The sequence below is a fragment of the Halomonas litopenaei genome, assembly GCF_003045775.1.
GTDB lineage: Bacteria > Pseudomonadota > Gammaproteobacteria > Pseudomonadales > Halomonadaceae > Halomonas > Halomonas litopenaei.
Genome location: NZ_PXNS01000003.1, coordinates 1 through 26,160, shown reverse-complemented (window position 1 = coordinate 26,160; position 26,160 = coordinate 1). Strand labels below are relative to the sequence as shown.

Genomic DNA, 26,160 nt, shown 5'->3' with positions numbered 1-26,160 from the left:
TAGTCAGCCTGGGGCGAGCGCGGGGAATAGCGGGGCAGGGGACGGCACCGGTCATCGTTTCGTCATGGTCGCGCCACGGCAGTGTCACCGGGACAGGACAGGCTGGGTGGGCGTCACAGGAGACTGCCCATGGCCACATCACTGACCGCTCGTACCCTGTTCATTTCCGATCTTCACCTCGGCACCCGGGATTGCCAGGCCGCCTTGCTGTCGCGGCTGCTGCGCCGCGTGCGCCCGGAGCGCCTGTATCTGGTAGGGGATGTGATCGACCTTATCGCCATGCACCGTCGGGCGTCGCTGCCGGCTGAGCAGCAGCGTCTGGTGGGGCGACTGTTGCGCCTGGCCAAGGGCGGATGCGAGATCATCTACATCCCCGGCAACCACGACGCTGCCTTGCGTCAGCTGTGTGGCATCCGTATGCACCGGGTGCGCATCGAGCGCCGGGCGATCCACGAGACCGCCGATGGTCGACGTCTGCTGGTCAGCCACGGCGACGAGTTCGATACCCATGTGCGCCTGGCCCCCTGGCTGATGGCGCTGGGTGATGGCATGCATCAGTTTGTGCTGTCGCTCAATCGCTGGTGCAACAAGGCGCGCAGCCTGCTGGGCCTGCCCTATTGGTCGCTGGCGGCGGCGGTCAAGGGGCGCATCGGCGCGGCCCAGCGCTATGTCGAACAGTTCGAGCAGGCGGCCATCCACCAGGCGGCCCGGGAAGGACTCGATGGCTACGTCGGCGGGCATATCCACAAGGCCGGATTTCGTGCCCAGGACGGCGTGCTCTACTGCAACGACGGCGACTGGGTGGAGCACTGTACGGCGCTGATCGAGCGCCCCGACGGCAGCCTGGCGCTGATCGACTGGGAAGGGCAGGTGATCGAGGCCGAGCCTTCGATGCCCCGCGCCTGCCCCGAGGGCGCCCTGGCGGGGGCCTGAGAGGCCTCCCCCTTCGCCCGTGTTGTATCCGTTCGCTTTACCGGCCTTGCTCAGTCGTTTTCTTCAGGCTTCCTGGCCGACAGCGCCGCTCCGACTGACGGGTAGCGCATTGGCCTTTGCCAGTGTTCTGCCAGCCTCCAGTAATTCTTCCGCCAGCTGCGGGTCATTGACCGTACGCGCCATGGCCAGACTGCCGATCATCGCAATCGTCTGGCCGAGCGCGCGCTTTCGCGTGTCGGTGTCCATGTCAGAGGTGTCGACAAAGCGCGTCAGGAAGCCTTCCAACAGCGCGGTATAGGTGGTGCGCACCTGCTCGTCGCGCTGTGCCACATCGCTGACCAGACAGGCCAGTGGGCAGGTCGCCTCGTCCTTGGCGAGAGACTGGCTCAAGTAGGCCTCGATGCGGGCTTCTCGACTTTCGAGGTGATCGAGCGCGATGGCCCCGCGCCTGGCAGCATGACGGATAGCATTGGCGTAGAGCGTCGACTTGCTGTCGAAGTGGGCGTAGAAGGCGCCCCGGGTCAGGCCGGCGGCGGCCATTACCTCGTCGATACTGACGGCATCGTAGCCTTTTCGGGTAAAGCAGCGGGCAGCTGCGTCGAGGATACGGGTGCGGGTCTCGTGCTTGCGTTCGCGGCTCCAGGGCATGGGCCGTCTCCGATGGCAGAATATGTTATTGAACATATGGTGTCAGCGGCCATGCTGCAAGACGAGCGAGCACGACTCGCGCACACGTCGGCGTATATATCGGCAAGCGCCGGCGGTTTATCGTCTGGTAACCAGGAGGTTGGCATGGCAAGCGTACATATCGTGGGTCCCGCGTTCTCGAACTTCGTGCGCAGCGTGATGCTGGTGTGTCATGAGAAGGGCATCGAGCACAGTGTCGGGATGGAGGTCGAAGGACGTCGGGTCGAGCTGCATTCACCGGAGTTCAAGGCACTCAATCCCTTCGACAAGATCCCCGTGCTGATTCACGGCGAACGACGCCTGTACGAGAGCGTTGCCATCTGCCGCTACCTGGAGGGCGCCTTCGATGGGCCCGACCTGCTACCCAGGGATGACTGGACGCGGGCTCAGGTGGACCAGTGGTGTGCTGCGCTGGCCACCCAGGCCGACCAGGCCATCGTGCGGCGCTACCTGCTGGAACTGGTCTTTCCCAAGGGGCCCAATGGCGAGGTGAGGGAAGACCGGGTACGCGAGGCGGCCCCGGAGGTGGCACGGATACTGACCATCCTGGAACACCAGTTGGCGGGGAGAGACTTTCTCGTCGGTGATGGCTTCACCCTGGCCGATGCCCTGGCGGCGCCGATGCTCGACTATCTGGAGGCCACGCCGCCCGCAGGCTCGCTGATGGAGGCGGCGCCAAATGCCCGAGCCTACGTGGAGCGTCTGAGATCGCGGCCTTCCGGCAAGGCGGTATTGGTCGCGCCCGTGTTTCCCCGCTAGTCACTCTCGGCGCTAGCGACTTTCGCCTTTCAGCTTTACTGCACCAGTCCAAGCATCCCGCTCAGGTACAGCGGGATCACCAGCGGCGCGGCCAGGGTGGTGATCAACACCGCCAGGGCGCCCTTCTCGGGCGCGATGCCGAGCTCCATGGCCACCACCACCACGTTGGCGGCCATGGGCACCACCCCGATCAACAGCAGCGCCAACGCCATGTCCTGTGACAGCCCGGTGGTGGCCTTGAGCAACAGGACGGCGCCGAGCATCAGCAGTGGCCACAGGGCATAACGCACCGCCACGCAGGCGCCGATAAAGCGCCCATCCAGCGAGCGCACAGAAACACGACCCAGGGTCATGCCGATGATCATCATGCCGAGCAGGGTGTAGGTCGCTGGAAACACTGACATGGCATCGGTCACCGCCGCTGGCACCGTCATGCCGACTCCTTCCACCAAAAGCGCCGCCAGGAAGGCGTAGATCAGCGGCAGCCTGGCGATCTTGAGCAGGCTGTCACGCACCGTAAAGCGGCCGCGGGCGCTTAGATAGAAGCCGACGGTGAACTCGTAAAGGGTGACGCCGAGTGCACAGAACAGGTACAGGGTGACGCCGGAGGGGGGCAGCAACACCAGCGCCACCGGCAGACCAAAGTAGCCGGTGTTGCCGGTACCAGCAGAAAACGCCAGCACCGAGCCTTCCTCATCCCCCAGCCAGCGCTTGCCCAGCCGATTGATGAGCACGGCCACCAGGCTTGCGATCACGAACAGGGCAGCGGTCAGGGCGAGGTAGACCGGCGTCGGACCGCCCAGTACCAGCGCGCGGAAGAAGGTCAGCGGAGCGATCAGGTAGATCAGCAGGGTGGCTATGGGACGAGGGTCGACCTTGAGCCGCCTGGCGGACAGGACGCCGAGGGCGACAAAGGCGAGCAGGGTCCACAGGGGGCCCATCAGCGAGGTCGGGTCGACGGCCATGTTCATCATCCTTGGGTGCCAGGCCCCGTATCATGCCGTCTGGGCGCGCCGGTGTCAGCCCGGGCCGGCTGCCGAGGTCATTTTTTAGAACACATGGTTATGAGCCCTCCCTTTCTTATATGAAGAGAATTGAAGTTTACCCGCGAAACTTTCATTGGTCGGGGTGAGGCCGAGTCGTCACAATGGCACCCATCACCTTTACGGCCGCCGATTTGCGGTAGCCCGACACGCTTCACGAGGACCCCGAGATGAGCGCACAAGAGCACCCGCTGGGCATCAGCTTCGAATTCTTCCCCCCGAATACCGACGCCGGGCGGGAGAAGCTGATGCGCAACCGGGACCTCTTGGCCGAGCGCAACCCGCGGTTCTTTTCCGTCACCTACGGTGCCGGCGGTTCCACCCAGAATCGCACCATTACCACCGTCAATGCGGTGCGCGAGTGCGGCATCACCACCGCGCCGCACCTGTCCTGCGTCGGCAGCGAGAAGGCCCAGCTGCGCGAGCTGCTGACCGACTACAAGGCCCAGGGCATCAACAGCCTGGTGGCCCTGCGCGGCGACCTGCCTTCCGGCATGGGCGGCATCGGCGAGCTGCGCTACGCCAACGAGCTGGTGGAGTTCATCCGCGAGGAGACCGGTGATCACTTCGAGATTGCGGTGGCGGCCTACCCGGAGTCTCACCCCCAGGCGGCGAGCTTCGAGTCGGATCTGCAGAACTTTGCCCGCAAGATGAATGCCGGTGCCAATCTGGCGATCACCCAGTACTTCTTCACCGCCGACGCCTACTTCCACTTCGTCGAGCGGGCTCGCCAGCTTGGCGTGGAAGCACCGATCATCCCCGGCATCATGCCGATCACCAACTACTCCAAGCTGGCGCGCTTCTCCGACGCCTGCGGTGCCGAGATCCCGCGCTGGATTCGCAAGCAGCTCGAGGCGTACGGTGATGACAGCGCCGCCATCGCCGACTTCGGCGAAGAGGTGATCTCGCGCCTGGCCCAGCGCCTGCTCGACGGCGGCGCCCCGGGACTGCACTTCTACACCCTCAACCAGGCCGAGCCGACGCTGAAGATCGTCGACAACATCACCGGCCGCTCATGACACCAACAACAACGCTGGACGGGTCGCGCTAGCCAGTCGCGACCACAACAACAAGAACGTCGGCCCCGCCCTGTGCGGGGCCGACGTCGTTCTGGGGGAGGGTAGAGAAACGAAGAAGCCTGGCGGTTGGGCGCAGGCTAACGGCGGGCGGCCGTCGTCATGAGGGGAGTCCCAGGCACGAAAAAGCCCCGCCATGGGGCGGGGCCAGAGGGTGGGGCTCAAGGTGCGGGGTTAAAGGGGGGCGGGGTTCAGCCTGCGGTGGCGCTGCGGGTGCCGCCGCCGCTGGCGCGCTGCATCACGAACAGGCCGATGGCGATGGCCAGCCCTGCCAGGTCGGTGACGATGCCACCGTAGATCAGGCACAGGGCGCCGATCAGCATCACCAGCCGCTGCCAGGCCTTCACCGGTCCGAAGAACCAGGCCTGGACGGTGGCCGCCAGCAGTATGATGCCGATGGTGGCGGTCGTGCCGACCCGCAGGATCTGGGGCCAGTCGCCTTCCATCAGCATGGCCGGGCTGTAGAAGAACATGAACGGCACGATAAAGGCTGCCAGACCGATCTTGAACGAGGCCACCGAGGTGCCCATGGCGTTGTCGCCGGAGATACCCGCCGCCGCGTAGGAGGCCAGCGCCACCGGCGGGGTGATTGCCGAGACCACCGCGAAGTAGAACACGAAGAAGTGCGCCACCAGCGGCTGGATGCCGATGTCGATCAGGCCCGGGGCGACCACCGAGGCTGCCACCGCGTAGGCGGCGGTGGTGGGCATGCCCATGCCCAAGAGGATCGAGATGCACATGGCGAAGAACAGCGCCAGCAGCTGGCTGACACCGGCCAGGCCCAGCAGCAGCGACGAGAAGCGCGCGCCGACGCCGGTCAGGGCGATGACGCCGACGATCAGGCCGGCGCAGGCACACACCGCGATGATCTGGATCGACATGGTGCCGGCCAGGCTGAGGGCCCGCAGGATGGAGCGAATGCCCATCTTGTGGGGTGACAGCCAGCTCACCACCGCGGCGGAGGCGGTCGCCAGCGTGCCGGCGCGAATCACCGAGTAGCCCATGAACAGTGCTGTGATCAGGATGATGATCGGGGCGAACAGGTAGACCTGCTTGATCAGCTTGGAGAACTGCGGAATCTCTTCCTTGCGCATGCCGCGCATGCCCTTGCGGGCCGCCTCGAAGTCGACCATGAAGTAGACAGAGGCGAAGTACAGGATCGCCGGGATCAGCGCGGCCACCGCGATCTCGGTATAAGGAATACCGGTGATCTCGGCCATGATGAAGGCGCCGGCACCCATGATCGGCGGCATGATCTGGCCACCGGTGGAGGCGGCCGCCTCGATGGCGCCTGCGCTTCTGGCCGGATAGCCGACCTTCTTCATCAGCGGGATGGTGAGCGAGCCGGTGGACACCACGTTACCGGCGCTGGTGCCGTTGATCATGCCCATCAGGCCGGAGGCGAAGATCGAGACCTTGGCGGGGCCGCCACGGGCGCGACCGGCGCCGGCGAAGGCGAAGTTGACGAAGTAGTCACCGACCTTGGAGGCCTGCAGGAAGGCCGCGAAGATGATGAACAGGATGATATAGGTGGAGGACACCGCCGTGGTCGGGCCGAGGATGCCGGCGTCGGTGTAGACCTGGCTGAAGAAGCGCCCCAGCGACAGCCCCGGATAGCCGAGGAAGCCTGGCAGCCAGGGGCCCATGAAGACGTAGGCCAGGAAGATGGCGGAGATCACCACCAGCGCCAGACCGGCGACGCGGCGGGTCAGCTCGAGGATCAGCAGCGAGCCGGAGATGGCGGCCCAGCTGATGCCCATGGGCGCGAAGGAGGTGCCGGTGGAGGCACGCAGCGGACTATTGAAGACCACCAGCAGGTAGCCGGCCACGGCGGCGGCGCAGACCATCAACACGACGTCGGCCAGCAGCAATTGGTGGCGGGCCTGTCGGGGAAACCAGGAAAGCGCAATGGCACCGACGGTGGCCAGAATCAGCGGCGCGCCGTAGTGCCAGTTTTCGATGGCCGGCTCGATGCGCATGGCGCCGCCGGCCATGGTCTGCTGCATCAGCACCACCTGGATCAGGGCGTAGCCTGCGGGCAGCAGCAACGCCAGGGCGATCACGCTGGCCCAGCGCGGCGCACCGCCCTGGCCGTCCTCGACGAAGCGCGAGCCGGTGTAGAGGCCGAAACCGAGGATCAGCGCGCCGGCGATATGGATGATGCGGAACGACCAGGTCTCGATGGGGTAGATATTGAGCGAGACCAGGTGAAAGACGGTGTAGGCCACGGCGAGTACGCCGAACAGCCACCACTTGCCGCCCTGGAAGACACGGCGGTTGGGTTCGACGGCTTCGTCGTCGACGCCCGAGGCGACGATGGGTTCGACCGAAGCGTCGGCCGCATCCTCGTCGCGGGGAGAATCTGGGGTGTGGGTCATGGAGCGATACCTTGAGAAACGGACGACCGGCCGGGTGCCCGCCCGCGGACTGGCCGCGGGCGGGGGATCCTGATTACTGCTTGATCATGGACGGATCGATCTCGTAGCCGTTTTCCTCGTACCAGCGCGCGGCGCCGGGGTGGAACGGCAGCACGGTGTTGTACTGAATGTTCTCGGGAATGGTGGTCGCGGCACTGCGGTGCACGTCGAGCATCTTGTCGTTGTTTTCCATGGTCAGCTTGGTGACCTCGTAGACGAAGTCCTCGGGCAGATCGCAGCCGGCGATGGCGAAGTTCCACATGGACACCGCACGGGCGTCTTCCTCGAGGGTGGTGTAGGTGCTGGCCGGGATCTGGAAGGCCGAGACCGGGAACTTGTCGAGGACCTGCTGCTGCTCTTCCTCGGTGAATTCGACGATGTTGACGTCGGTCTGCACCTCGAGCTGGCTGACCGCGGGGATCGGAATGCCGGCGGCGAAGGCGATCACGTCGAGCAGGCCGTCCTGCAACTGCCCGCCGAGGTCAGACCAGCCACCGTTGCGGCGATCGAAGTTGACGCCCAGCTCTTCGAGGATGGCCGGGAAGTAGGTGTCGGAGGTGGAGGCTGCCGGGCCGAAGCCGATACGAGCGCCGTCGGGAATCTCGGAGATCGAGGTGATGCCGCTGTCGGACAGGGCGGTGATGGAGAACGGGGTCTCGTACATCGGGAACATGGCGCAGACGTTGTCCATCTTCACGCCGGGGGCCAGCGGGCTCTTGCCGTTCACCGCGTCGGAGGCGGGACCCATGGTGGTCAGGCCGAAGGCCACGTCGCCGCCGTGCACCAGCGCCAGGTTCTGGGTCGGGCCACCGGTGACTTCGCCGCCGCCGGACAGACCGAGCTGGTCGGCGACCAGGTTGGCCCAGCCGGAGCCGTAGACGAAGTAGGTGCCGCCCTGGCTCGCGGTGCCCACGGTGAAGCTTTCGGGCCAGTCTTCACGGTCTGCCTGGGCGGCAGCGGACACCAGCAGGGTGCCGGCGAAGGTGGTGGCGAGGACGCCGGTGAGGAGCCGGGTAGAGGTGCTCATGCAATGTCTCCCAATGCGATGGACGTTGTGGTTATCGTGCTGCGGTCTCAAGCCTAGACGCCAAGACCGAGCCTGACCGGACGTCGGTCAACGCAAGAGGTATCGCAAGGGGTGTGCCCGACCCAAGGATTTATCTGTAAATCAGTTGGTTATTAAAGAGGCTTTAGACATTGGTCGAAAATGTCGACAAGGTCTTTGTCCGAAGTTTCGCACGTTTGCCGAATTAGGGTGTGCGGATATCCGCACACCCTTGAGCGCGAAAGCGTCGCGCGCTGAATCAGTGGCGTTTGCCGGGGTCGAGAATGCGAACCGGCTGGATCTCTTCAGTGGCGGGGGCTTCGGAGTCCTGGTTGACCCGGGTGGCGAGCTCCTCGACCACGTCGTCCTCGATCGGTAGCTGTTCGAAGAAGTCGCAGCTGACGCACTCACGGTAGCGCACGCCGTTCTGCTCCCAGGCGCGGATACGGTCCATGGCGGCGCAGCGGGGGCAGACGACGCCGGCGATAAAGCGTTTCTTGACGGTCATGTCGGTCTCCACAAATGGCAACGCCCCCGCTGGCGGCGGGGGCGTCGACGAGACGGATGGTCAGGCGGCGCGGATGCCGCTGTGGCGCAGCAGCGGTTCGATGCTCGGCTCGCGGCCGCGGAAGGCCTTGAACAGTTCGGCGGCATCCCTGGCACCGCCTTGCTCGAGGATCTCGCGGCGGAAGCGAGCGCCGGTCTCGGCGTCGAAGGTGCCGGCCTCCTCGAAGGCACTCCAGGCGTCGGCGGACAGCACCTCGGCCCACTTGTAGCTGTAGTAGCCCGCCGCATAGCCGCCGGCGAAGATGTGGCCGAAGCTGTTCTGGAAGCGGTTGAATTCGACCCGCGGTACCACCGAGACCTTGGCGCGGACATCGTCCAGCAGCGCCTGGATGTCGGCGGCAGACGGCGCGGCCGGCTCCAGGTGCAGGCGGAAGTCGAACAGCGACAGCTCGACCTGGCGCAGCATGCCCATGGCGGACTGGAAGTTCTTGGCCGCAGTGAGCTTGTCGAACAGCTCGTCGGGCAGTGGCTCGCCGGTGTCGACGTGGCCGGAGATCAGATCCAGCCCTTCACGCTCCCAGCAGAAGTTCTCCATGAACTGGCTCGGCAGCTCCACCGCGTCCCAGGCCACCCCGTTGATGCCCGAGACGTCGGCCACCTCCTGGCGGGTGAGCATATGGTGCAGGCCGTGGCCAAACTCGTGGAACAGGGTGGTGACCTCGTCGTGGGTCAACAGCGCCGGCTTGTCGCCCACCGGGCGGGTGAAGTTGCAGGTCAGGTAGGCCACCGGCAGCTGCAGCTCGACGCCATGACGACGACGCACCCGGCACTCGTCCATCCAGGCGCCGCCGCGCTTGCCTTCCCGGGCGTAGAGATCGAGATAGAAGCCGGCGATGGGCTGGCCGTTCTCGAGCACCCGGTAGAAGCTGACGTCCTCGTGGTAGCTGGGGGCGTCGGGATCCTGCTCGACCTGCACGCCGTAGAGGCGCTCGACCACGCTGAACAGCCCGGCGACCGCCTTGGGCGCAGGGAAGTAGGGGCGCAGCTGCTCCTGGGAGATGGCGTAGCGGGCCTCGCGCAGTTTCTCGCTGGCGTAGCCCACATCCCAGGGGGCGAGTTCCTCGAGCCCCAGCTCGTCACGGGCAAAGGCCTCGAGCTCGCTGAATTCCTGTTGGCCCTGGGGCAGGGCCCGTCTGGCCAGGTCGTCGAGGAAGCCGATGACCTCGCTGGGGCTGTCGGCCATCTTGGTCGCCAGCGAGTAGTCGGCGTAGCTGGAGAAGCCCAGCAGCTCGGCCATCTCGCGGCGCAGCGCCAGGGTCTCTTCCATGATCGGGGCGTTGTCGTACTCGCCTGCGTTGGGGCCCTTCTCGGAGGCCCGGGTGACGAAGGCGGTGTAGACCTCACGGCGCAGCTCGCGGTCTTCGGCGTAGCTCAGCACCGGGAAGAAGCTGGGGAAGTCCAGGGTGATGCGATAGCCCTTGTTGCCCTTGGCCTCGGCGTTGGCCGCCAGGGTGTCCAGGGCGCTCTGGGGCAGGCCGGCCAGACGACTGTCATCGTCGAGTTCCAGCGCCCAGGCCTGGGTCGCGTCCAGCAGTTGGTTGGAGAAGGTGCTCGACAGACTCGACAGGCGCGTGCGGATTTCCGCCGAGCGCTGTTTCTTGTCTGCCGGCAGGTCGACGCCGGCCAGGCGGAAGTCACGCAGGGCGTTGTCCACCGAGCGCTGGCGAGCCTCGTCGAGCTCGGCGAAGGCCGGGCTGTCCTTGAGCGCCTGCCAGGCGCGGAACAGGCCTTCGTGCTGGCCGATCCAGGTGCTGTAGGCGGAGAGCTTCTCGAGGCAGCCGTCGTGGGCCTCGCGCAGCTCCGGTGTGCTCATGGTCGAGTTGAGGTGCGATACCGGCGACCAGGCCTGGGCCAGGCGATCGCTCATCTCTTCCAGCGGCGCCGCCAGGCTGTCCCAGCTGGGGGTGTCGCGCTCGGCTTCGGCCACCAGCTTCTCGACGCCTTCGCGCAGCTCCTCGAGCAGCGTGTCCACCGCAGGGGCGACGTGCTCCGGGCGAATCTCGCCGAAGGGCGGCAGGGTGTGGCGTTCTAGCAGCGGATTGCGGGACATGGGCACCTCTCGGGAATTCGACAATGGTTCAGTAAATGCGGGCGACTGCCGGCGGTTTCAATGTGCTAGTCTTGCGGCCTTCGTTTTTCTCGATCTGGACACCGAAAGACCATGAACCAAACGCTGGAACGCTGGAGTTCGCGCCGCGCCTTTATCCTGGCCGTGACCGGGGCCGCCGTCGGTCTTGGCAACATCTGGCGCTTCCCCTACATCACCGGGGAGAACGGGGGCGCCGCCTTCCTGCTGCTCTATGTAGGCTTCGTGGTGGTGCTGGGCCTGCCGGTGATGATGGCAGAGATCATGATCGGCCGGGCCGGTCGGCGCAGCCCGATGCAGTCGCTCGCTGAGCTGGCGCGTCAACGCGGCACCTCGAGCCACTGGAAGTGGCTGGGGCTGTTCGGCGCCTTCACGGTGTTCTGCATCCTGTCGTTTTACTCGGTGGTGTCCGGCTGGTCCATCGACTTTATGGTCAAGGCCTTCAGCGGAGGCTTCGCAGGCCAGAGTGCGCCGCAAATCGGCGCAGGCTTCGACGCCTTCCTGGCTGACCCGCTGCGGATGACGCTCAACCATACGCTGTTTCTGGTGATGACCATGGTGGTGGTCGCCGCCGGCGTGGCCAAGGGCCTGGAGCGCCTCAACAATCTATTGATGCCGGCGCTCTACCTGCTGCTGATCGTACTGGCCGGTCACGCCGTGACCATGGACGGCTTCGGTCCGGCCATGGCCTGGCTGTTCACCCCGGACTTCTCGGCGCTGACGCCGATGGTGCTGGTGCACGCCATGGGGCATGCCTTCTTCACCCTGGCGGTGGGGGCCTGCGCGCTGATGGCCTACGGCGCCTATATGCCCGACCACCAGAGCCTGCCTGGCGCCGCCGGCGCGGTGGCGGTGCTTGATGTGCTGGTGGCGCTGCTGGCCGGTATTGCGATCTTCTCGGTGGTGTTCACCCAGGGCATGGATCCGGGGGAGGGCCCAGGACTGGTATTCGTGACCCTGCCGGTGGCCTTCGCCGAGCTGCCCGGTGGTCCCTTCTGGCTGGGACTTTTCTTCCTGCTGCTGCTGCTGGCGACCTGGACTTCATCGATCAACCTGGCCGAGCCGATGGTCTCGACCCTGGTGGGCTGGGGGCTGTCGCGGCGCATGGCCGCCCTGGCGGTGGGCCTGTGCGTATGGCTGGTGGGGCTGTTGTGCGTGCTGTCGTTCTCGAGTCTGAGCGACGTCCACCTGATCGGGGAGATGAACTTCTTCGGCGTGGTCAGCACCATTCCGCCGGAGATCTTCCTGCCGCTAGGCGGTCTGTTGATCGCCATCTTTGCCGCCTGGGTGATGCCTGAGCAGGAAGCGCTGCGGGCGCTGGATGCGGGGCCCAATGGCTTTCGCGTGTGGCGCGCCGTGGTACGCTGGGTGTCGATTCCGCTGGTACTGGTGGTGCTGTTCAGCGGTCTGCTGTAGTGCCGCGACCGACCGGCGCACAACCTTCAGGAGAGACAGCGATGGCAGACAGGGTGGCAACGGAAGCGCACGATGGTACGCCGGGGTATCCGGTGATCCGTTCCTGGCAGGGTGTAAGCCCCAGGCTGGGCGCGCGGGTCTATATCGACCCCCAGTGCATGGTATTGGGTGACGTGGAGTTGGGAGACGACTGTTCGGTGTGGCCGATGGCGGTGATTCGCGGTGACATGCACCGGATTCGCATCGGCTCGCGCACCAGCGTGCAGGACGGCAGCGTGCTGCACATCACCCACGCCAGCGACTTCAATCAAGGCGGCTGGCCGCTGACCATCGGCGATGAAGTCACCATCGGCCACAAGGCGGTGCTGCATGGCTGTACCCTGGGCAACCGGATCCTGGTCGGCATGGGCGCCATCGTCATGGACGGGGCAGTGGTCGAGGACGAGGTGATCATCGCCGCCGGTGCGGTGGTGCCCCCCGGCAAGCGCCTGGAAAGCGGCCACGTCTACGCCGGCAACCCGGCCAAGGCGCTGCGCCCGCTGAAGGATTCTGAGCGCGCCTTCTTCCCCTACACCGCAGGCAACTACGTCAAGCTCAAGGATCAGTACCTGGCCTCGGCCCAGAGCTGACGACAGAGCCACAGTGGTGAAGAACACGGATCTGCCCGCGCAGGTCCGTGTTTTTTTATCCAGTATGTTTCCAACCAATTGTTTCTATTGAACTGCCGGGCGATAATCTGGTCATTTATCCAGTATATGCCTTTTGAGGAGCCCGCCCGGCATGGCCAACTTCCGCACCCACCTCAGCGTGGCCGCCGCCGGCGGCGCGGTGCTGGCCCATGGCGGCTGGCAGGCGGGGCTGTGGTCGGCGCTCGACAGCCTGCCGATGCTGGCGCTGACGACCCTGGGCGGCATCCTCCCCGATATCGACTCCGACAGCTCCAAGGCGATCCGACTGATCTTCAATCTGATGGCGGTGCCAGCGGTGGTGGCCGGCGCGGTGATGCTGCAGGAGCGGTTCTCCGACGGCACCTTGCTGTTGGTGTGCGGCGCCATCTATCTGGCGGTGCGCTATGTGGCCGGCGCGATCTTCGCCCGCTTCACCGTCCACCGGGGGCTCTGGCACTCGCTACTGGCCGCGGCCATGTGCGGCCTGGCGACCGCGGCGCTCAGCCACCATCTGTTCGCACCACCGGACGCCATGGCCTGGGCCCACGGCGGCGCCCTGACCTTTGGCTTTGCCATCCATCTGTTGCTCGATGAGCTCTACAGCGTGGATCTGAACGGGGCGCGACTGAAACGTTCCTTCGGCACCGCCTTCAAACCGTTTGACTGGGGCGATCCCGGCAACTCTCTGGCGATGCTGTGCGTGACCCTGAGTCTGGCGCCCTGGCTGCCGTCCTGGGACGCGCTGCAGGGGCTGGTCGATCAGGGCGTGGCGCTGGTGTCGGGGCGCTGGCGATAGTCGTCGGGCTTGAGGGCGTGCTTCTTGAGCTTGTCGTAGAGGGTCTTGCGCGGGAGTCCCAGGTGCTCGCAGACCTCGTTGATACGGCCGTGGTGGCGGGCCAGCGACTGGCTGACCAGCTGTTTCTCGAACAGCTCCACCTGCTGGGGCAGCGGCAGCTCGCCACCGTCGCTGCCGACGCCTTCCATCAAGGCGTCGAGGCGGTAGTCGCAGGTGCTGCCGAGCAGCACGTAGCGCTCTGCCAGGTTGCGTAGTTCACGGGCGTTGCCGGGCCAGTCGTGGGCCAGCAGCGCGGTGACGCCGGCCGCGTCCAGCGGCGGCGCTTCCATGCCGCTGCGGCTGGCGGCCACCGCGGCGAAGTGGTGAAACAGCAGCGGGATGTCCTCGCGGCGCTCGCGCAGCGGCGGAATCATCAGGGTCACCACGTTGAGGCGGTAGTACAGGTCCTCGCGGAACTCGCCGGCCTCGGCGGCCGTCTTGAGGTCGATCTTGGTGGCGGCGATCACCCGAATGTCGAGTGTCACCGGGGTATTGCTGCCCAGGCGCTCGACCTGGCGCTCCTGCAGTACCCGCAGCAGCTTGACCTGCAGCGCCAGCGGCATGGATTCGATCTCGTCGAGGAAGACGGTGCCGCCGGCGGCATGCTCGAACTTGCCGATGCGCCGCTCCACCGCGCCGGTAAAGGCGCCTTTCTCGTGGCCGAACAGCTCGGATTCGATGGTGCTCTCGGGCACCGCACCGCAGTTGATGGCGACGAAGGGCTTGCCGCCGCGGGCGCTGCGCTCGTGGATCGCGCGGGCCACCAGGTCCTTGCCGGCGCCGGTCTCGCCGAACAGCAGCACGTCGGCCTCGACCTGACTGATGCGCTGGACCATCGACGACAGCCGCTTGATCGCCGGGGTGCGCCCCACCAGGCGTGGGCCTGGCGCGGTCTGCTGGGCCTCGAGCTCGGCCTTGAGGAAGCGGTTTTCCAGGCTCAGTCGACGCTTCTCGACGCCTCGCCGCACGACCTCGCCCAGGCGTTCACCGGGAAACGGCTTCTCGAGAAAGTCCCAGGCGCCTTCCCGCATGGCCTCCACCGCGGTGGATACGTCGCCATGACCGGTAATCAGTACCACCGGCAGGTCCGGGTCGCGCTGACGAATCTCTCTGAGCAGGCTCATGCCGTCCATGCCGGGCATGCGGATATCGCTGATCACCACCCCGCTGAAGTCCCGGTCCAGGGTGGCCAGGGCCTGTTCGGCGCTGGGAAAGGGCAGCGGTCGATAGCCGGCCAGTTCCAGCGTCTGGCCCAGGGTGACCCTCAGGTGCTCTTCGTCGTCGATGATCATCACGGGGGCTTCGTCGGTCATGTGGCGTGGCTCTCATCGTGGGGCGGGAGGACGTGCTCGGCCTGGGGCAGCTCGATGGTAAAGCGTGCTCCGCCCAGAGGCGAGACACCGGCCTGCAGGCGGCCGCCGAGATCATCGATGATCCGTGCGGAGATGGACAGCCCGAGCCCCAGTCCGGCGCCGGGGGCCTTGGTGGTGTAGAAGGGCTCGAACACCTGGCGGCGCTGGTCCTCGGGGACGCCGGGGCCGTTGTCGTCGACCCATAGCCTGACGCAGCCATCGGCGGCGGCCACGCCCAGTATCAGCTGTGGTGACGGCGTCTGTGCCATGGCCTGGAGGGCGTTGCCGATCAGGTTGACCAGCACCTGCTCGAGTCTGACCAGGTCGGCCAGTACCCAGGGCGCTTCCTCCGGGGTGTCGAACACCACTTCGACCTGCTGCTCGCCGAGGCGTGCCTTGAACAGGCGCAGGGCGTAGTCGAGGCAGGCGCGGGTCGACACCGGGCTTGGCGGCTCACCGCTCTTGCGCGAGAACTGGCGTAGCTGGGCGCTGATCTCGGCCATGCGGCCGGTGAGTTCGATGATCTCGCCGAGGTTGGCGTCGACGGTGTCGTGGCGCTGTCGGGCGAGAAAGCCCCGGGCGTTCTCGGCGTAGGCGCGGATGGCCGCCAGTGGTTGATTGAGCTCGTGGTTGATGCCGGCGGCGAGCTGGCCGAGCACCGCCAGCTTGGCGGCCTGGGTCAGCTCGTCACGGGTCTGGCGCAGGGTTACCTCGGTGCGTCGGCGCTCCTCGATTTCGTCGGATAGCCGGCGATTGGTGGCGAGCAAATCGCGGGTCCGGCTGGCCACGTTGCGCTCGAGCTCGTCGCGGGCTTGCGCCAGGGTGGTGCGCTCACGCTCGGCGAAGGCTTCGCGCTCCCGGCGCAGTCGGTGGCGCTGCCAGCCGATGCCTCCGGCCAGTGCCAGCAGGCCGTATAGACCACCCCCCATCAGCATCGCCTGCCACTGGGCCTCGATCACCGGGGCCATGGGCTTGAGGATATGCATCTGCCAGCCCAGGGTGGGAAAGTCCCGAGTGACGCCAAGAAGGTAGTGCCCGGACGCCAGCGGGCCGCTGTCGAAGCCCACCAGTCTGGCGTCGTTGGCGAGGTGATCGACGACCTCGAGGCCGCTCGGTTTCAGCGCTTCATCGGCGTAACGCCGCGAGTCGCGCAGCTCGGCCAGGCGCGGTGGCGCCAGCGGGGTGAGAGAGGTCAGGCGCAGCTCGGGTTGGCTGGCCATGAATACGATACCGTTCTGATCCACCACCAGCAGGCTGGTCCCCGGACTCTGCCAGCTCGCCTCCAGCGTATCGACGCGGACCTTGACCACCATGACCCCGGCCGGGGTGGCGTCGGGATTGACCTCGTCGAGCCAGACCGGTGCCGAGAAGTAGTAGCCGCGATCCATCGATACCACGCCGAGGCCGTGGAAGCGGCCGTAGTGCCCGGCGATGGCGTCCTGGTAGTAGGGGCGAAAACGATAGTTCTGGCCGATGAAGTTGTCGGGGCGGTGCCAGTTGCTGGCCGCCAGGGTGGTGCCCTCGGCGTCGAGCAGGTAGATGTCGGAGACGCCGGTGGTACTGCGGAAACGGTTGAGCAGTCGGTTGAGCGGCATCACGTCCTGGCCGTCCGGGGCGCTCAGGTATCGCTTGACGGTTTCCCGGGTGGCGAGCAGTTCCGGCAGGTATTCGTGGCGTGACAGGTAACCGGTCAGGCCAGTAGCGGAAAGCCTGAGTTCGGTATCGGCATCACGCTTGAGCGAGGCCAGCGCCTGCTCACGGGCCAGGGTGGCGCTCTGCCACAGCACCAGGGCGAGACCCAGCGCCAGCGCCAGCGCCAGGGTGCGGCGATTCAGCCAGCGTGACCAGCGTCGCATCGACTAGCGCGACCGGCGCGGCGGCATGACCTGGGCACGCCGCAGCGCTCGCTGCGAGCGGGTCTCGGCGCGCTCCATCTCGAGTAGACCCTCTTCGACGTAGACCAGGTGTTCGTGGGCCAGCGCCTGGGCGTCTTCGGCGCGCCCCTCGAGGATGGCGTCGAGCAGTGCCCGGTGCTGCTGCATCAGGCGGGGGCGTGCCTCCGGCTTCTCGAACAGATGGGCGAGATTGTCGACGATGCTGCGTTCCAGCAGGTGGAAGATGCCGCGAATGGTGTGTAGCAACAGGACGTTGTGGGCGGACTCGGCGATCGCCAGGTGGAAGGCGGCGTCGGCCTTGGCCTCACCCTGGGGATCCTCGCCGAGAAAGGACGTCTCGAGCTCTTCGAAGCGCTGAATCAACAGCGCCCTGTCGGTGGGTGTCGAGCGTAGCGCCGCATAGTAGGCTGACAGGCCTTCCATGGCGTCACGGAATTCGAGCAGGTCCAGGTGGAACTCGCCGTGGCGAGACAGCATCTCCAGCAGCGGGTCGCTGTAGCCGCTGTTGAGGGCCTCGGTGATATAGGTGCCACCGCCCTGGCGGCTGACCAGCAGGCCGCGGGCGGCCAGTTTCTGGATCGCTTCGCGCAACGACGGGCGCGAGACACCGAAGCGCTCGGCCAGTTCGCGTTCGGGGGGCAGGCGTTGGCCGGGGGTCAGGCTGCCTTCCAGAATCAGCGCCTCGAGGCGCTCGGTGATCACATCGGCCAGGCGAGGCTGGCGCACGGGCTGGTAGGCCATGGCGGTTTATCATCGACGTGGGAACGAGGTCGCCAGTGTAACGACAACTAATTGGTATTACCAATAAACGGGGTTGTCCTGTTGCCTGTCCTGATCCTCGTTCTTCCCAGATTATCAACCTGTTACGTTCACGGCCGTCAAGACATAGACCAAAGTATAGCGCAAAGTCCGAGCAAAAATCGGCGTCTGGTTTGACACTCTGGAAGAGCGAACCTACTGTGCCTAGATTCGGCGTTGTCAATTGGTTTTACCAATTTACTCCAACTCTATCCCTGGCGGTCGTTGGCAAGACCGATGATGCTCCGGGGGCCTCGGTTCCGGCGGTGCAGACGAGGCGTGCAGCGGTAGCCTGCTCGCCTCTGTTGTGCCGCTATTGATACCGGGAACAACGACAACGTCCTGCCGTGCCTGACCCTGAGGACCCCGCGATGACCGCCGTCAAGCTTTATCCCCCTCGCCCCGATAAGGTCTACCTGTTCGGAACCTGTCTGATCGACATGCTCTATCCCGAGGCTGGCCTCGATGCCGTTCGGCTGCTCGAGCGTGAAGGGACCGAGGTGATCTTCCCCGACGACCAGACCTGCTGCGGCCAGCCCGCCTATACCTCTGGCTACCACACCGAGGCCCGGGCGGTGGCCAGGGCCCAGCTCGACCTGTTCCCCGAGCCCTGGCCGATCATCGTGCCGTCCGGCTCCTGTGGCGGCATGATGCGCACCCACTATCCCTCGCTGTTTGCCGGCACCCCCGAGGAGGCAAGGGCCAGGGAGGTTGCCGATCGGGTGTTCGAACTTACCGAATTCCTGGTCCACGTCTGCCACCTGACGCTTGAGGATCGAGGCGCGCCGGAGAAGGTTGCCATGCATACCTCGTGCAGCGCCCGTCGCGAAATGGGCCTCGCCGAGACCGGCCCCGCGCTGCTGGCCAAGCTCGGCCAGGTCGAGCTGGTGGAGCAGGAGCGGGCCAGCGAATGCTGTGGATTCGGCGGGACCTTTGCGGTACGCCATCCGGAGGTGTCCGGGGCCATGGTCGAAGACAAGAGCCGTGCCATCGAAGCCGCCGGCGCAGAGCGTTTCGTGACCTCCGACTGTGGCTGTCTGATGAACATTGCCGGGCGTCTGGCCCACCGCGACAGCACGCTCGAAGGCGAGCACATCGCTTCCTATCTGTGGCGGAGGACCTCATGAGCCAGCCTGTTCAGACCTATACTCCCCAGGCGTTCCATCGCCAGGCCCACGAGGCGCTGGAGAATCCGCAGATCCGTGCCAACTTCCGCAAGGCGATGGACGGCCTGATGGGCAAGCGTCGCAAGGCCTTCGACGACTGGGACCTGGAGACCCTGCGTGAGCTGGGGGCCAATATCCGGCTACGTGCACTGTCGAAGCTGCCCGACCTGCTCGAACAGCTTGAGGCCAACTGCGAGGCCAACGGCATCCGCGTTCACTGGGCGGAGAACGGCGAGCAGGCCTGCGAGCTGATCACCGAGATATGTCAGCGTCATGGCGCGTCCTCGGTGATCAAGGGCAAGTCCATGGTGTCCGAGGAAATGCACCTGAACGCCCATCTGGAGAAGGCGGGCATCGATGCCCTGGAGTCGGATCTGGGCGAGTATCTGGTGCAGCTCAACGAGCAGACGCCGTCTCATATCATCATGCCGGCGATTCACCTCAACACCGGTGAAATCTCCGACATCATGCACGAGCGCACCGGGACCGAGCGCACCACCGACGTGGACGCGATGACCGCAGCGGCCAGGGCCCAGCTGCGCGAGCGCTTCATGACGGCGGATGTCGGGGTGTCCGGGGTCAATTTCGCGGTGGCCGAGACCGGTACCCTGTGCCTGGTGGAGAACGAGGGCAACGGGCGCCTGACCACCACCGCGCCGCCGGTGCACATCGCCGTGACCGGCATCGAGAAGGTGGTCGAGCACCTGGCCGACGTGCCGCCGCTCTACGCCCTGCTGACGCGCTCTGCCACCGGCCAGCACGTGACCACCTACTTCAACATGATCAGCTCGCCACGCAAGGCCGACGAACACGACGGTCCCGAAGAGGTGCATCTGGTGCTGGTCGACAGCGGTCGCTCGCGGGTCTACCAGGACGATGAACTGCTCGACACCCTGCGCTGCATCCGCTGCGGTGCCTGCATGAACCACTGCCCGGTGTATACCCGGGTCGGCGGTCACACCTACGGCACCACCTACCCGGGGCCGATCGGCGCCATCCTGATGCCGCACCTGATGGGGCTTGAAGCGACCAAGGATCTACCGTCGGCGTCGAGCCTGTGCGGCGCCTGCGGTGAGGTGTGCCCGGTCAAGATCCCGATTCCGGACCTGCTGGTGCGACTGCGGCGTGAGGCCGTGGGCGACGGCGTCGGCAATGTGCCCGGTGCCGGGGTCAAGCGCTCGCGCAAGGAGGTCGCCGCATGGAAGAGCTGGCAGTGGCTGGCTACCCATCCCGGAGCCTGGCGAGGCGCTACCCTGGTCGCCGGCAGCTTCCGTGCGCTGGCGCCGTCCCACCTGGGGCCCTGGACGCAGTACCGCAGCGCCCCGAAGCCGGCCAAGACGTCACTTCACACGCTGATCAAGCGTCATCGCAAGGAGAAGGGCGAATGAGTGCCAGAGACAACATTCTGGGTCGCCTGCGCGATCGCCAGGGCGGACCGCTGTCGGCCCCCGACAGCGACTTCGGCGTGGTCACCGGGCGCCAGTGGTCGCGCCACGAACGACTCGAGCGCTTCGAGCACTGGATCTCCTCGGTGCATGGCGAGGTGATTCACTGTGAGTCTGCCGGCTGGACCGAGACCCTCGCCAGGGTGCTGGCGGACAAAGGCGTCAAGCGCCTGGCGCTGGGCCGGGAGCATCCGGTAGCGCAGCAGGCCCGTGAGGCCCTGGCGGATCATGAGGTCGAGCTGGTCGACGCCGACCGTGACATCGAGGGCTGGAAGCGTGAGCTGTTCGACGGCGTCGAGGCTGGCCTTACGTCCACCCGTGGCGCCATCGCCGAGACCGGCAGTCTGTGGCTGTGGCCGACCCCGGATGAACCGCGTCTGCTGAGCCTGGTGCCGCCTTTGCATATCGCCGTGCTCGATGCCGACAGCGTCGAAGACACCTTCTTCGATGTCGTCACCGGGCAAGGCTGGGCGAGCGCCATGCCGACCAATGCGCTGCTGATCTCGGGGCCGAGCAAGACCTCGGATATCGAGCAGACGCTGGCTTACGGCGTACACGGTCCAAGAGAACTGGTGGTCATCCTGCGCGACGCCTGATTCACCGTGCTCGCGTGCGACACCTGCGACATCGGAGTGGTTTGCGTCCTGACGCGCGTCATGCAAGTTGGCTATAGTGTGCGTTCCCGACGATGTTCTGTTGTCGGCGCAGGAAGCGAAATTCAACTGATGGAGGCAGGCATGTCCAAGCAGCAGTGTCCGGGGCCGAAACGCCCACTTTGCAAGGCCATTTCCCCGTTGCTGGTGGTCAGCGGGGTGTCCATGGCGGTCTTGCTGAGCGGATGCCAGGACGACGGCGGTAGCCAGGGCGGGCGGTTTGTCGAGGCGCCGGATGTTGCGCTGGGCGAAGCGATTGAGGGCGAATTGACCTCGCAAAGCGGGATCAACCTCAAGGATGGCTCGCGTCACGACCGTCGCTGGGTCTGCGGCGAGGCCGAATCTGGTGTGCTGTACCGGCTCGATTCACCCTTTGCCGCCAGCCTCTCGGTGTATTCCGAAGACGGCAAGTGGCAGGGAGGTGCGAGCAGCACCCAGGAGGCGCCGGCATCGCTGTTGCTGTCTTCCGCCGAGGGGTGCTCGCTGGTGGTCGTCAGCAGCGACGACATGGCAGGCTTTGGCCCCTACTCGCTGAAGCCGACTGAGGCCCAGGCGTCCGAGACGCTGGGCGACGACCAGGACGTCGTCGGGGCGCTGGGAGGCGAGGCGGCGAGCTACAGCTTCTCGCTCGAGCAGGCTCGCCAGGTCTCTCTGGTGCTTGCCGGTGCGTCTGACGCATCGCTGGTGCTCAGTGGCAATGGTGTCGAGCATAAGGCCGCGCGCTGCGGTGATGACCAGCAGACCCTGAAGGCGTTCCTCGATCCTGGTGACTATGAGGTGCGTGTGACGCCTGGTCAGCCGGTCAAGGAACGCGTGGACGTGGAATGCCAGGATGACTTCGTCAGCGTCGGTGACGGCTATCGTCTGTCGATGCAGCAAGCCGATCTTTCCAGCGGCGAGCGTAATGCCGGACCGCTGCGCGCCGGTGACAGCATCACCGGTACCCTGGCCGACGCCTCCTCCAGCAACACCTACAGCCTCAAGATCGACGAGCCCACCAGCGTCAATCTGGCGCTCGCCTCCAGCGATTTCGACACCGTGCTGCGGGTACGCGGCGGCCAGACCAATATCGAGGTCGATGATTCGGGCAGCGGTACCGACTCTCATCTCGACAGCGTACTGATGCCGGGCGACTACCGGGTGGTGGTCAGCGGCTACGGGGGCGAGTCCGGCGGCTATTCGCTGGAGCTTTCGACCTCGCCCTTCGACGGCGAATTGAAGAACGAAGGGGCCATCGAGCCAGGTGAGTCTGTGCAGGGCATGGCCGGCGGGTTTCAACCCAATGCCTACACCCTGGACATCGAGCAGCCTTCCGAGGTGACGATTGCACTGTCGTCCTCTGCCTTCGACACCCAGCTCTATCTCGAGGGCAACGGTGTGTCGCTCAGCGACGATGACGGCGGCGGTGGTACCAATTCGCGGCTGAGCGAGGTGCTCGAGCCCGGCAGCTATCGCATCGAGGTGGCAAGCTACTCGGGGGTCGCTTCCGGCATGTTCCGGCTGGAGACCGACGTCACTGCCTTCGATGGCGAAATGCGCAACAGCGGTGAGCTGCAGCAGGGAGAGACGGTGCGCGGCATGGTGGGGGCCAGCGGTGTCAATCAATACAGTTTCACCCTGGAAGACGCCGCAGAGGTGACCCTGGAGATGAACTCCAGCGCCTTCGACGCCATGCTTGGCCTGCGCGGCGAAGGAATCGACACCAGCGATGACGATGGTGGCTCGGGTACCAATTCGCGTATCAGCGCGATCCTCGAGGCTGGTACCTACAGTGTCGATGCGCGAAGCTTCAGTGGCTCCGGCACCTACTCGCTGAGCCTGTCGCAGACGCCCTTCAGCGGCGAACTGCGCTCCGAGGGTGAGATTCACACCGGCGAGACCCTCTACGGTCAGCTCGATGCCAGCGGCAGGCTCAACTACCAGCTGGTGGTTGAAGAGGCTGGCGTCATCAGCATCGAGACTCAGTCTGACGCCGTGGATACGCTGTTGGAGCTCGAGGGTGAGGGCGTCTTCTTCCAGGACGACGACGGTGGCAGTACCCAACTCGGCTCGCTGATCGAAACCCGTCTGGAGCCAGGTGTCTATGACGTTACCGTCAGCGGCTATGGCGGGGGCGGCGGCATCGTCCAGATCGACGTCAGGGGCTAACCCCTAGCGCCAAACGCCACTCTTCGGAGTGGCGTTTTAGTATCTGAACGGCTGCAATAGCGAATAATCAGACAGGGAGCGCACCATGACGGCCATCACCACCACCAAGCCCACCATTTCCATCGATGAGTTGACGGCGATGCTGACCGAACGCCTGCCCATCGAGCGATTGGTCCAGGATCCGCTGCGCCGGCTGGCCTACGGTACCGATGCCAGCTTCTATCGGCTGGTGCCGAGCCTGGTGGTGAGGCCGGAGACCGAACAGGAGCTTGTCGAAGTCATTGGCGCCTGCCGCGAGGGCAACTGGCCGATGACCTTCCGCGCCGCAGGTACCTCGCTGTCCGGTCAAGCCATCACCGATGGGGTGCTGATTCAGCTGGGACGTGGCTGGCGCGATGCCAGGGTGCTCGATGACGGTGCCAGAATTGACCTGCAGCCCGGTGTTATCGGCGCCAGGGCCAACGAGCTGCTGGCGCCCTTTGGGCGCAAGATCGGGCCGGACCCGGCGTCCATCGCCAGTTGCATGATCGGCGGCATCGCCGCCAACAATGCATCGGGCATGTGCTGTGGCACCGCCCAGAATACTTATCGGACCCTGGACAGCCTGCGCATGGTGCTGCTCGATGGCACGGTACTGGATACCGCCGATGCCGACAGCGTGGCAGCCTTTCGTCAAAGCCATGCGGCCCTGCTCGATGGGCTGGAGCGACTGTCGACCAATGTGCGCACCGATCTCGAGCTGGCCAAGCGCATTCGCCACAAGTATCGCCTGAAAAACACCACCGGCTACGCTCTCAACAGCCTGGTGGATTTCCGTGACGGTGTGGACATCCTGGCCCACCTGATGATCGGCTCCGAGGGTACCCTGGGCTGTATCACGCGGATTACCTATCAGTCGGTGCCGGAGCCGCCACGCAAGGCCGCCGCCCTGATCTTCTTCCCGGATCTCGGCAGCGCCTGCCGTGCCACCATCGCCTTGCGTGGCACCGGCGTGGCGGCGGTGGAACTGATGGATCGTGCGGGGCTGCGTTCGGTGGAGCGGCAGCCGGGCATGCCGGAGCAGCTGCGTGAGCTACCGGACGGCGCCACGGCATTGCTGGTGGATGTCCGCGAGGAGGATGGGCCTCGGCTGGAGGCGCGTATCGAGGAGGTCGGCCAGGCGCTGGAAGGCATCACCACCCTCGAGCCCATCGCCTTCACCGAAGACCCGGTCAGCTACGCGCTCTACTGGAAGGTACGCAAGGGACTGTTCCCCGCCGTCGGTGCTGTGCGTGATCTCGGAACTACCGTGGTGATCGAGGACGTGGCCTTTCCCATCGAACGGCTGGAGGAGGGTGTCGCCGCCCTGACCGAGGCGTTCAAGCGCCATGGCTACGACGACGCCCTGCTGTTTGGTCACGCCCTGGAAGGCAATCTGCACTTCGTCTTCCCTCAGGGCTTTGAGCGTCCGGGGGAGAAGGAGCGCTACCAGGCGCTGATGGCCGACGTGGCCCAGTTGGTAGCCGTGGACTTCGGTGGCTCGCTCAAGGCCGAGCACGGCACCGGCCGCAACATGGCACCCTTTGTGGAGCTGGAGTGGGGCGAAGAGGCCTATGCTCTGATGTGGCAGATCAAGGCGTTGTTCGATCCGGGCCATCTGCTCAACCCCGATGTGATGCTGACGCGCAACCCGACGCTGCACCTCGAAAATCTGAAGCCATTGCCCGAGGCCGACCCCATCGTAGATCGCTGCATCGAGTGTGGCTTCTGCGAAGCCGTGTGTCCTTCACGCGAGCTGACGCTGACGCCTCGCCAGCGCATCGTGCTGACCCGCGAGCGAGCTCGCCTGGCAGCCCTGGATGAGTTGAGCGATGAAGAGCGAGAGCGTCGCGATGCCTTCGAGCAGAGTGCGCTTTACGATATCGATGTCACCTGCGCCGCCGATGGCATGTGCGGGACGCGCTGCCCGGTCGGTATCAATACCGGCGAGATGGTGCTCGCCATGCGCCAGGAACGTCATGTCGGCAAGCAGGAATTGGCAAGGCGAATCGGGCGTCACTTCTCCGGGGCTACCAAGATTGCCCGGGGCGGCCTGCGTGCGGCCAGCCTGGGGCGTGGGATCATCGGCGACGCTTTGATGGCCCGAGCCAGTCAGGGTGTTCACAAGGCCAGCGGCAAGCGTGTCCCACAGTGGATACCGGCGATACCCGCCGCCGCCCCGATTCGGGTGCTCAAGTCGTCGCGGCCATCGGCGGGCGCATCGTCCACCGAGGGGCCGCGCGATTCGGTGGTGTACTTCCCTTCCTGCGCCACTCGGGTGTTTGGCGCCGACAAGCGGGACGACTCGGCGCGTGCGGTGATGGAGATCGTACTGAGTCTGCTCGACAGAGCCGGGTATGACGTCATCATTCCCGAAATGCCAGGCCACCTGTGTTGCGGGATGGCGTTTTCCTCCAAGGGGATGGATAACGAGGCGACGCACAAGGCGCGCGAACTCAACCGGGAGTTGCTGGTCGCGAGCCAGAACGGTCGTTTCCCGGTGCTGTTCGATACCAGTCCTTGCAGCTTGCAGGTCGAGGGGCATCTGGATGAGCGCTTGAAGGTGCAGGAGCCGGTGGCCTTCGCCCATGACCACCTGTTGCCGCGCCTGGAGGTGACGCCGCTGGACTGCAAGGTGGCGGTGCACGTGACCTGCTCCAGCCATCGCAAGGGGCTGACCGACTCCTTCGTGGAGCTGGCGCGTGCGTGTGCCAGGGAGGTGGTGGTGCCGGATGGTATCAGTTGCTGCGGATTTGCCGGCGACAAGGGCTTGCGCGTACCGGAACTGACGGCTTCATCGCTGCGTGATCTGTCGGGGCAGGTGGCGGGCTGTGACTTTGGTGTCTCCAATTCGAGAACCTGCGAGATGGGCATGACCCAGCACTCCGGCCTTACCTATCACTCCATACTGGAGTTGCTGGACCGCGCGAGTCAGCCGACTGCTCAAGGGGGCGTATCGAAAGAACGCGCCGTCTCGCTGTAAGGCCCTGCTCCAGGTCGCGACTGAAGCCTGAACCGCTGTCGATGACGCCCCGAAGACATCTCGATGAACTTTTTTGCATAAGGGTATTGCCAAGGGCGGAGGGGATGCGTAAAGTACGCATCCGCTGCCGGCGACGAGCAAACGTCACAGGCGGTGAAGGGTGGTAAAAG

At 65.5% G+C, this 26,160-nt stretch carries 20 protein-coding genes; 11 read left to right on the top strand and 9 right to left on the bottom strand.

The window, feature by feature from the left end:
* The first annotated feature begins 129 nt into the window (after positions 1–129).
* Positions 130–933, top strand: a complete 804-nt coding sequence (locus C6W88_RS05260) for a UDP-2,3-diacylglucosamine diphosphatase (RefSeq protein ID WP_045992239.1) — start codon at positions 130–132, stop codon at positions 931–933.
* Between the two features lie 63 nt (positions 934–996).
* Here C6W88_RS05260 and C6W88_RS05255 read toward each other — a convergent pair whose 3' ends face one another.
* On the bottom strand, positions 997–1,581 hold the full coding sequence (locus C6W88_RS05255) for a TetR/AcrR family transcriptional regulator (RefSeq protein WP_231498539.1): 585 nt from the start codon (positions 1,579–1,581) through the stop codon (positions 997–999).
* A 144-nt stretch (positions 1,582–1,725) separates the two neighbouring features.
* On the opposite strand from C6W88_RS05255, the gene C6W88_RS05250 reads away from it, so the two are divergent.
* Positions 1,726–2,379: a glutathione S-transferase family protein gene (locus C6W88_RS05250; protein ID WP_108131760.1), complete on the top strand. Its 654-nt coding sequence runs from the start codon at positions 1,726–1,728 to the stop codon at positions 2,377–2,379.
* Between the two features lie 35 nt (positions 2,380–2,414).
* Here the strand turns inward: C6W88_RS05250 and C6W88_RS05245 are convergent, their stop codons facing one another.
* On the bottom strand, positions 2,415–3,344 hold the full coding sequence (locus C6W88_RS05245; RefSeq protein WP_108131759.1) for an AEC family transporter: 930 nt from the start codon (positions 3,342–3,344) through the stop codon (positions 2,415–2,417).
* Between the two features lie 248 nt (positions 3,345–3,592).
* On the opposite strand from C6W88_RS05245, the gene metF reads away from it, so the two are divergent.
* Complete coding sequence (gene metF / locus C6W88_RS05240; RefSeq protein WP_108131758.1) at positions 3,593–4,441, top strand: methylenetetrahydrofolate reductase [NAD(P)H]; 849 nt, start codon at positions 3,593–3,595, stop codon at positions 4,439–4,441.
* Between the two features lie 248 nt (positions 4,442–4,689).
* Here metF and C6W88_RS05235 read toward each other — a convergent pair whose 3' ends face one another.
* The 4 genes from C6W88_RS05235 to prlC form a co-directional block, all read right to left on the bottom strand.
* Positions 4,690–6,876: a TRAP transporter permease gene (locus C6W88_RS05235; RefSeq protein WP_108131757.1), complete on the bottom strand. Its 2,187-nt coding sequence runs from the start codon at positions 6,874–6,876 to the stop codon at positions 4,690–4,692.
* Positions 6,877–6,949: 73 nt separating this feature from the next.
* Positions 6,950–7,942 (bottom strand): TAXI family TRAP transporter solute-binding subunit, encoded by a 993-nt coding sequence (locus tag C6W88_RS05230; RefSeq protein WP_045992233.1) that lies wholly within the window; start codon positions 7,940–7,942, stop codon positions 6,950–6,952.
* Positions 7,943–8,219: 277 nt separating this feature from the next.
* Positions 8,220–8,468: a YheV family putative zinc ribbon protein gene (locus C6W88_RS05225; protein WP_045992232.1), complete on the bottom strand. Its 249-nt coding sequence runs from the start codon at positions 8,466–8,468 to the stop codon at positions 8,220–8,222.
* Positions 8,469–8,528: 60 nt separating this feature from the next.
* Positions 8,529–10,577 carry an oligopeptidase A gene (prlC, locus tag C6W88_RS05220; protein ID WP_108131756.1) on the bottom strand — a complete coding sequence of 683 codons (2,049 nt, stop codon included), beginning with the start codon at positions 10,575–10,577 and terminating at the stop codon, positions 8,529–8,531.
* 111 nt (positions 10,578–10,688) lie between these two features.
* Here prlC and C6W88_RS05215 point away from each other — a divergent pair, with 111 nt between their 5' ends.
* From C6W88_RS05215 to C6W88_RS05205, 3 genes are all read left to right on the top strand, one after another.
* Positions 10,689–12,029: a sodium-dependent transporter gene (locus C6W88_RS05215; protein WP_045992230.1), complete on the top strand. Its 1,341-nt coding sequence runs from the start codon at positions 10,689–10,691 to the stop codon at positions 12,027–12,029.
* 41 nt (positions 12,030–12,070) lie between these two features.
* A complete protein-coding gene (locus tag C6W88_RS05210) occupies positions 12,071–12,658 on the top strand; it encodes a gamma carbonic anhydrase family protein (RefSeq protein ID WP_108131755.1) in 588 nt (195 codons plus the stop codon).
* Positions 12,659–12,809: 151 nt separating this feature from the next.
* Entirely contained in the window at positions 12,810–13,493 is a 684-nt protein-coding gene (locus C6W88_RS05205; RefSeq protein ID WP_045992228.1) for a metal-dependent hydrolase, read from the top strand.
* On the opposite strand, the gene C6W88_RS05200 is transcribed toward C6W88_RS05205, so the two are convergent.
* The 3 genes from C6W88_RS05200 to C6W88_RS05190 are packed head-to-tail and all read right to left on the bottom strand — an operon-like array spanning position 13,457 to position 17,520.
* Positions 13,457–14,845, bottom strand: coding sequence for a sigma-54-dependent transcriptional regulator (locus tag C6W88_RS05200; protein ID WP_045992227.1), 1,389 nt, complete (start codon positions 14,843–14,845; stop codon positions 13,457–13,459). The genes C6W88_RS05205 and C6W88_RS05200 overlap by 37 nt on opposite strands.
* Positions 14,842–16,740: a sensor histidine kinase gene (locus tag C6W88_RS05195; RefSeq protein WP_108131754.1), complete on the bottom strand. Its 1,899-nt coding sequence runs from the start codon at positions 16,738–16,740 to the stop codon at positions 14,842–14,844. Before C6W88_RS05195 ends, C6W88_RS05200 begins: the two co-directional genes overlap by 4 nt.
* 3 nt (positions 16,741–16,743) lie before the next feature.
* On the bottom strand, positions 16,744–17,520 hold the full coding sequence (locus C6W88_RS05190) for a GntR family transcriptional regulator (RefSeq protein ID WP_045992225.1): 777 nt from the start codon (positions 17,518–17,520) through the stop codon (positions 16,744–16,746).
* Between the two features lie 428 nt (positions 17,521–17,948).
* Here C6W88_RS05190 and C6W88_RS05185 point away from each other — a divergent pair, with 428 nt between their 5' ends.
* The 5 genes from C6W88_RS05185 (at position 17,949) to C6W88_RS05165 (ending at position 25,990) form a co-directional block, all read left to right on the top strand.
* The gene (locus C6W88_RS05185) at positions 17,949–18,704 is read left to right on the top strand and encodes a (Fe-S)-binding protein (protein ID WP_108131753.1); all 756 of its coding nucleotides are present in this window, start codon (positions 17,949–17,951) and stop codon (positions 18,702–18,704) included.
* Entirely contained in the window at positions 18,701–20,131 is a 1,431-nt protein-coding gene (locus tag C6W88_RS05180) for a LutB/LldF family L-lactate oxidation iron-sulfur protein (protein ID WP_108131752.1), read from the top strand. Before C6W88_RS05185 ends, C6W88_RS05180 begins: the two co-directional genes overlap by 4 nt.
* The gene (locus tag C6W88_RS05175) at positions 20,128–20,784 is read left to right on the top strand and encodes a LutC/YkgG family protein (RefSeq protein ID WP_108131751.1); all 657 of its coding nucleotides are present in this window, start codon (positions 20,128–20,130) and stop codon (positions 20,782–20,784) included. Before C6W88_RS05180 ends, C6W88_RS05175 begins: the two co-directional genes overlap by 4 nt.
* A gap of 141 nt (positions 20,785–20,925) precedes the next feature.
* Complete coding sequence (locus C6W88_RS05170) at positions 20,926–22,989, top strand: hypothetical protein (protein ID WP_108131750.1); 2,064 nt, start codon at positions 20,926–20,928, stop codon at positions 22,987–22,989.
* Positions 22,990–23,074: 85 nt separating this feature from the next.
* The gene (locus C6W88_RS05165) at positions 23,075–25,990 is read left to right on the top strand and encodes an FAD-binding and (Fe-S)-binding domain-containing protein (protein WP_108131749.1); all 2,916 of its coding nucleotides are present in this window, start codon (positions 23,075–23,077) and stop codon (positions 25,988–25,990) included.
* The last annotated feature ends 170 nt before the right edge of the window (positions 25,991–26,160 follow it).

Coding starts and splice junctions, on each gene's coding strand:
- C6W88_RS05260 (WP_045992239.1), top strand. CDS start 130: ATGGCCACATCACTGACCGCTCGTACCCTGTTCATTTCCGATCTTCAC.
- C6W88_RS05255 (WP_231498539.1), bottom strand. CDS start 1,581: ATGCCCTGGAGCCGCGAACGCAAGCACGAGACCCGCACCCGTATCCTC.
- C6W88_RS05250 (WP_108131760.1), top strand. CDS start 1,726: ATGGCAAGCGTACATATCGTGGGTCCCGCGTTCTCGAACTTCGTGCGC.
- C6W88_RS05245 (WP_108131759.1), bottom strand. CDS start 3,344: ATGGCCGTCGACCCGACCTCGCTGATGGGCCCCCTGTGGACCCTGCTC.
- metF (WP_108131758.1), top strand. CDS start 3,593: ATGAGCGCACAAGAGCACCCGCTGGGCATCAGCTTCGAATTCTTCCCC.
- C6W88_RS05235 (WP_108131757.1), bottom strand. CDS start 6,876: ATGACCCACACCCCAGATTCTCCCCGCGACGAGGATGCGGCCGACGCT.
- C6W88_RS05230 (WP_045992233.1), bottom strand. CDS start 7,942: ATGAGCACCTCTACCCGGCTCCTCACCGGCGTCCTCGCCACCACCTTC.
- C6W88_RS05225 (WP_045992232.1), bottom strand. CDS start 8,468: ATGACCGTCAAGAAACGCTTTATCGCCGGCGTCGTCTGCCCCCGCTGC.
- prlC (WP_108131756.1), bottom strand. CDS start 10,577: ATGTCCCGCAATCCGCTGCTAGAACGCCACACCCTGCCGCCCTTCGGC.
- C6W88_RS05215 (WP_045992230.1), top strand. CDS start 10,689: ATGAACCAAACGCTGGAACGCTGGAGTTCGCGCCGCGCCTTTATCCTG.
- C6W88_RS05210 (WP_108131755.1), top strand. CDS start 12,071: ATGGCAGACAGGGTGGCAACGGAAGCGCACGATGGTACGCCGGGGTAT.
- C6W88_RS05205 (WP_045992228.1), top strand. CDS start 12,810: ATGGCCAACTTCCGCACCCACCTCAGCGTGGCCGCCGCCGGCGGCGCG.
- C6W88_RS05200 (WP_045992227.1), bottom strand. CDS start 14,845: ATGACCGACGAAGCCCCCGTGATGATCATCGACGACGAAGAGCACCTG.
- C6W88_RS05195 (WP_108131754.1), bottom strand. CDS start 16,740: ATGCGACGCTGGTCACGCTGGCTGAATCGCCGCACCCTGGCGCTGGCG.
- C6W88_RS05190 (WP_045992225.1), bottom strand. CDS start 17,520: ATGGCCTACCAGCCCGTGCGCCAGCCTCGCCTGGCCGATGTGATCACC.
- C6W88_RS05185 (WP_108131753.1), top strand. CDS start 17,949: ATGACCGCCGTCAAGCTTTATCCCCCTCGCCCCGATAAGGTCTACCTG.
- C6W88_RS05180 (WP_108131752.1), top strand. CDS start 18,701: ATGAGCCAGCCTGTTCAGACCTATACTCCCCAGGCGTTCCATCGCCAG.
- C6W88_RS05175 (WP_108131751.1), top strand. CDS start 20,128: ATGAGTGCCAGAGACAACATTCTGGGTCGCCTGCGCGATCGCCAGGGC.
- C6W88_RS05170 (WP_108131750.1), top strand. CDS start 20,926: ATGTCCAAGCAGCAGTGTCCGGGGCCGAAACGCCCACTTTGCAAGGCC.
- C6W88_RS05165 (WP_108131749.1), top strand. CDS start 23,075: ATGACGGCCATCACCACCACCAAGCCCACCATTTCCATCGATGAGTTG.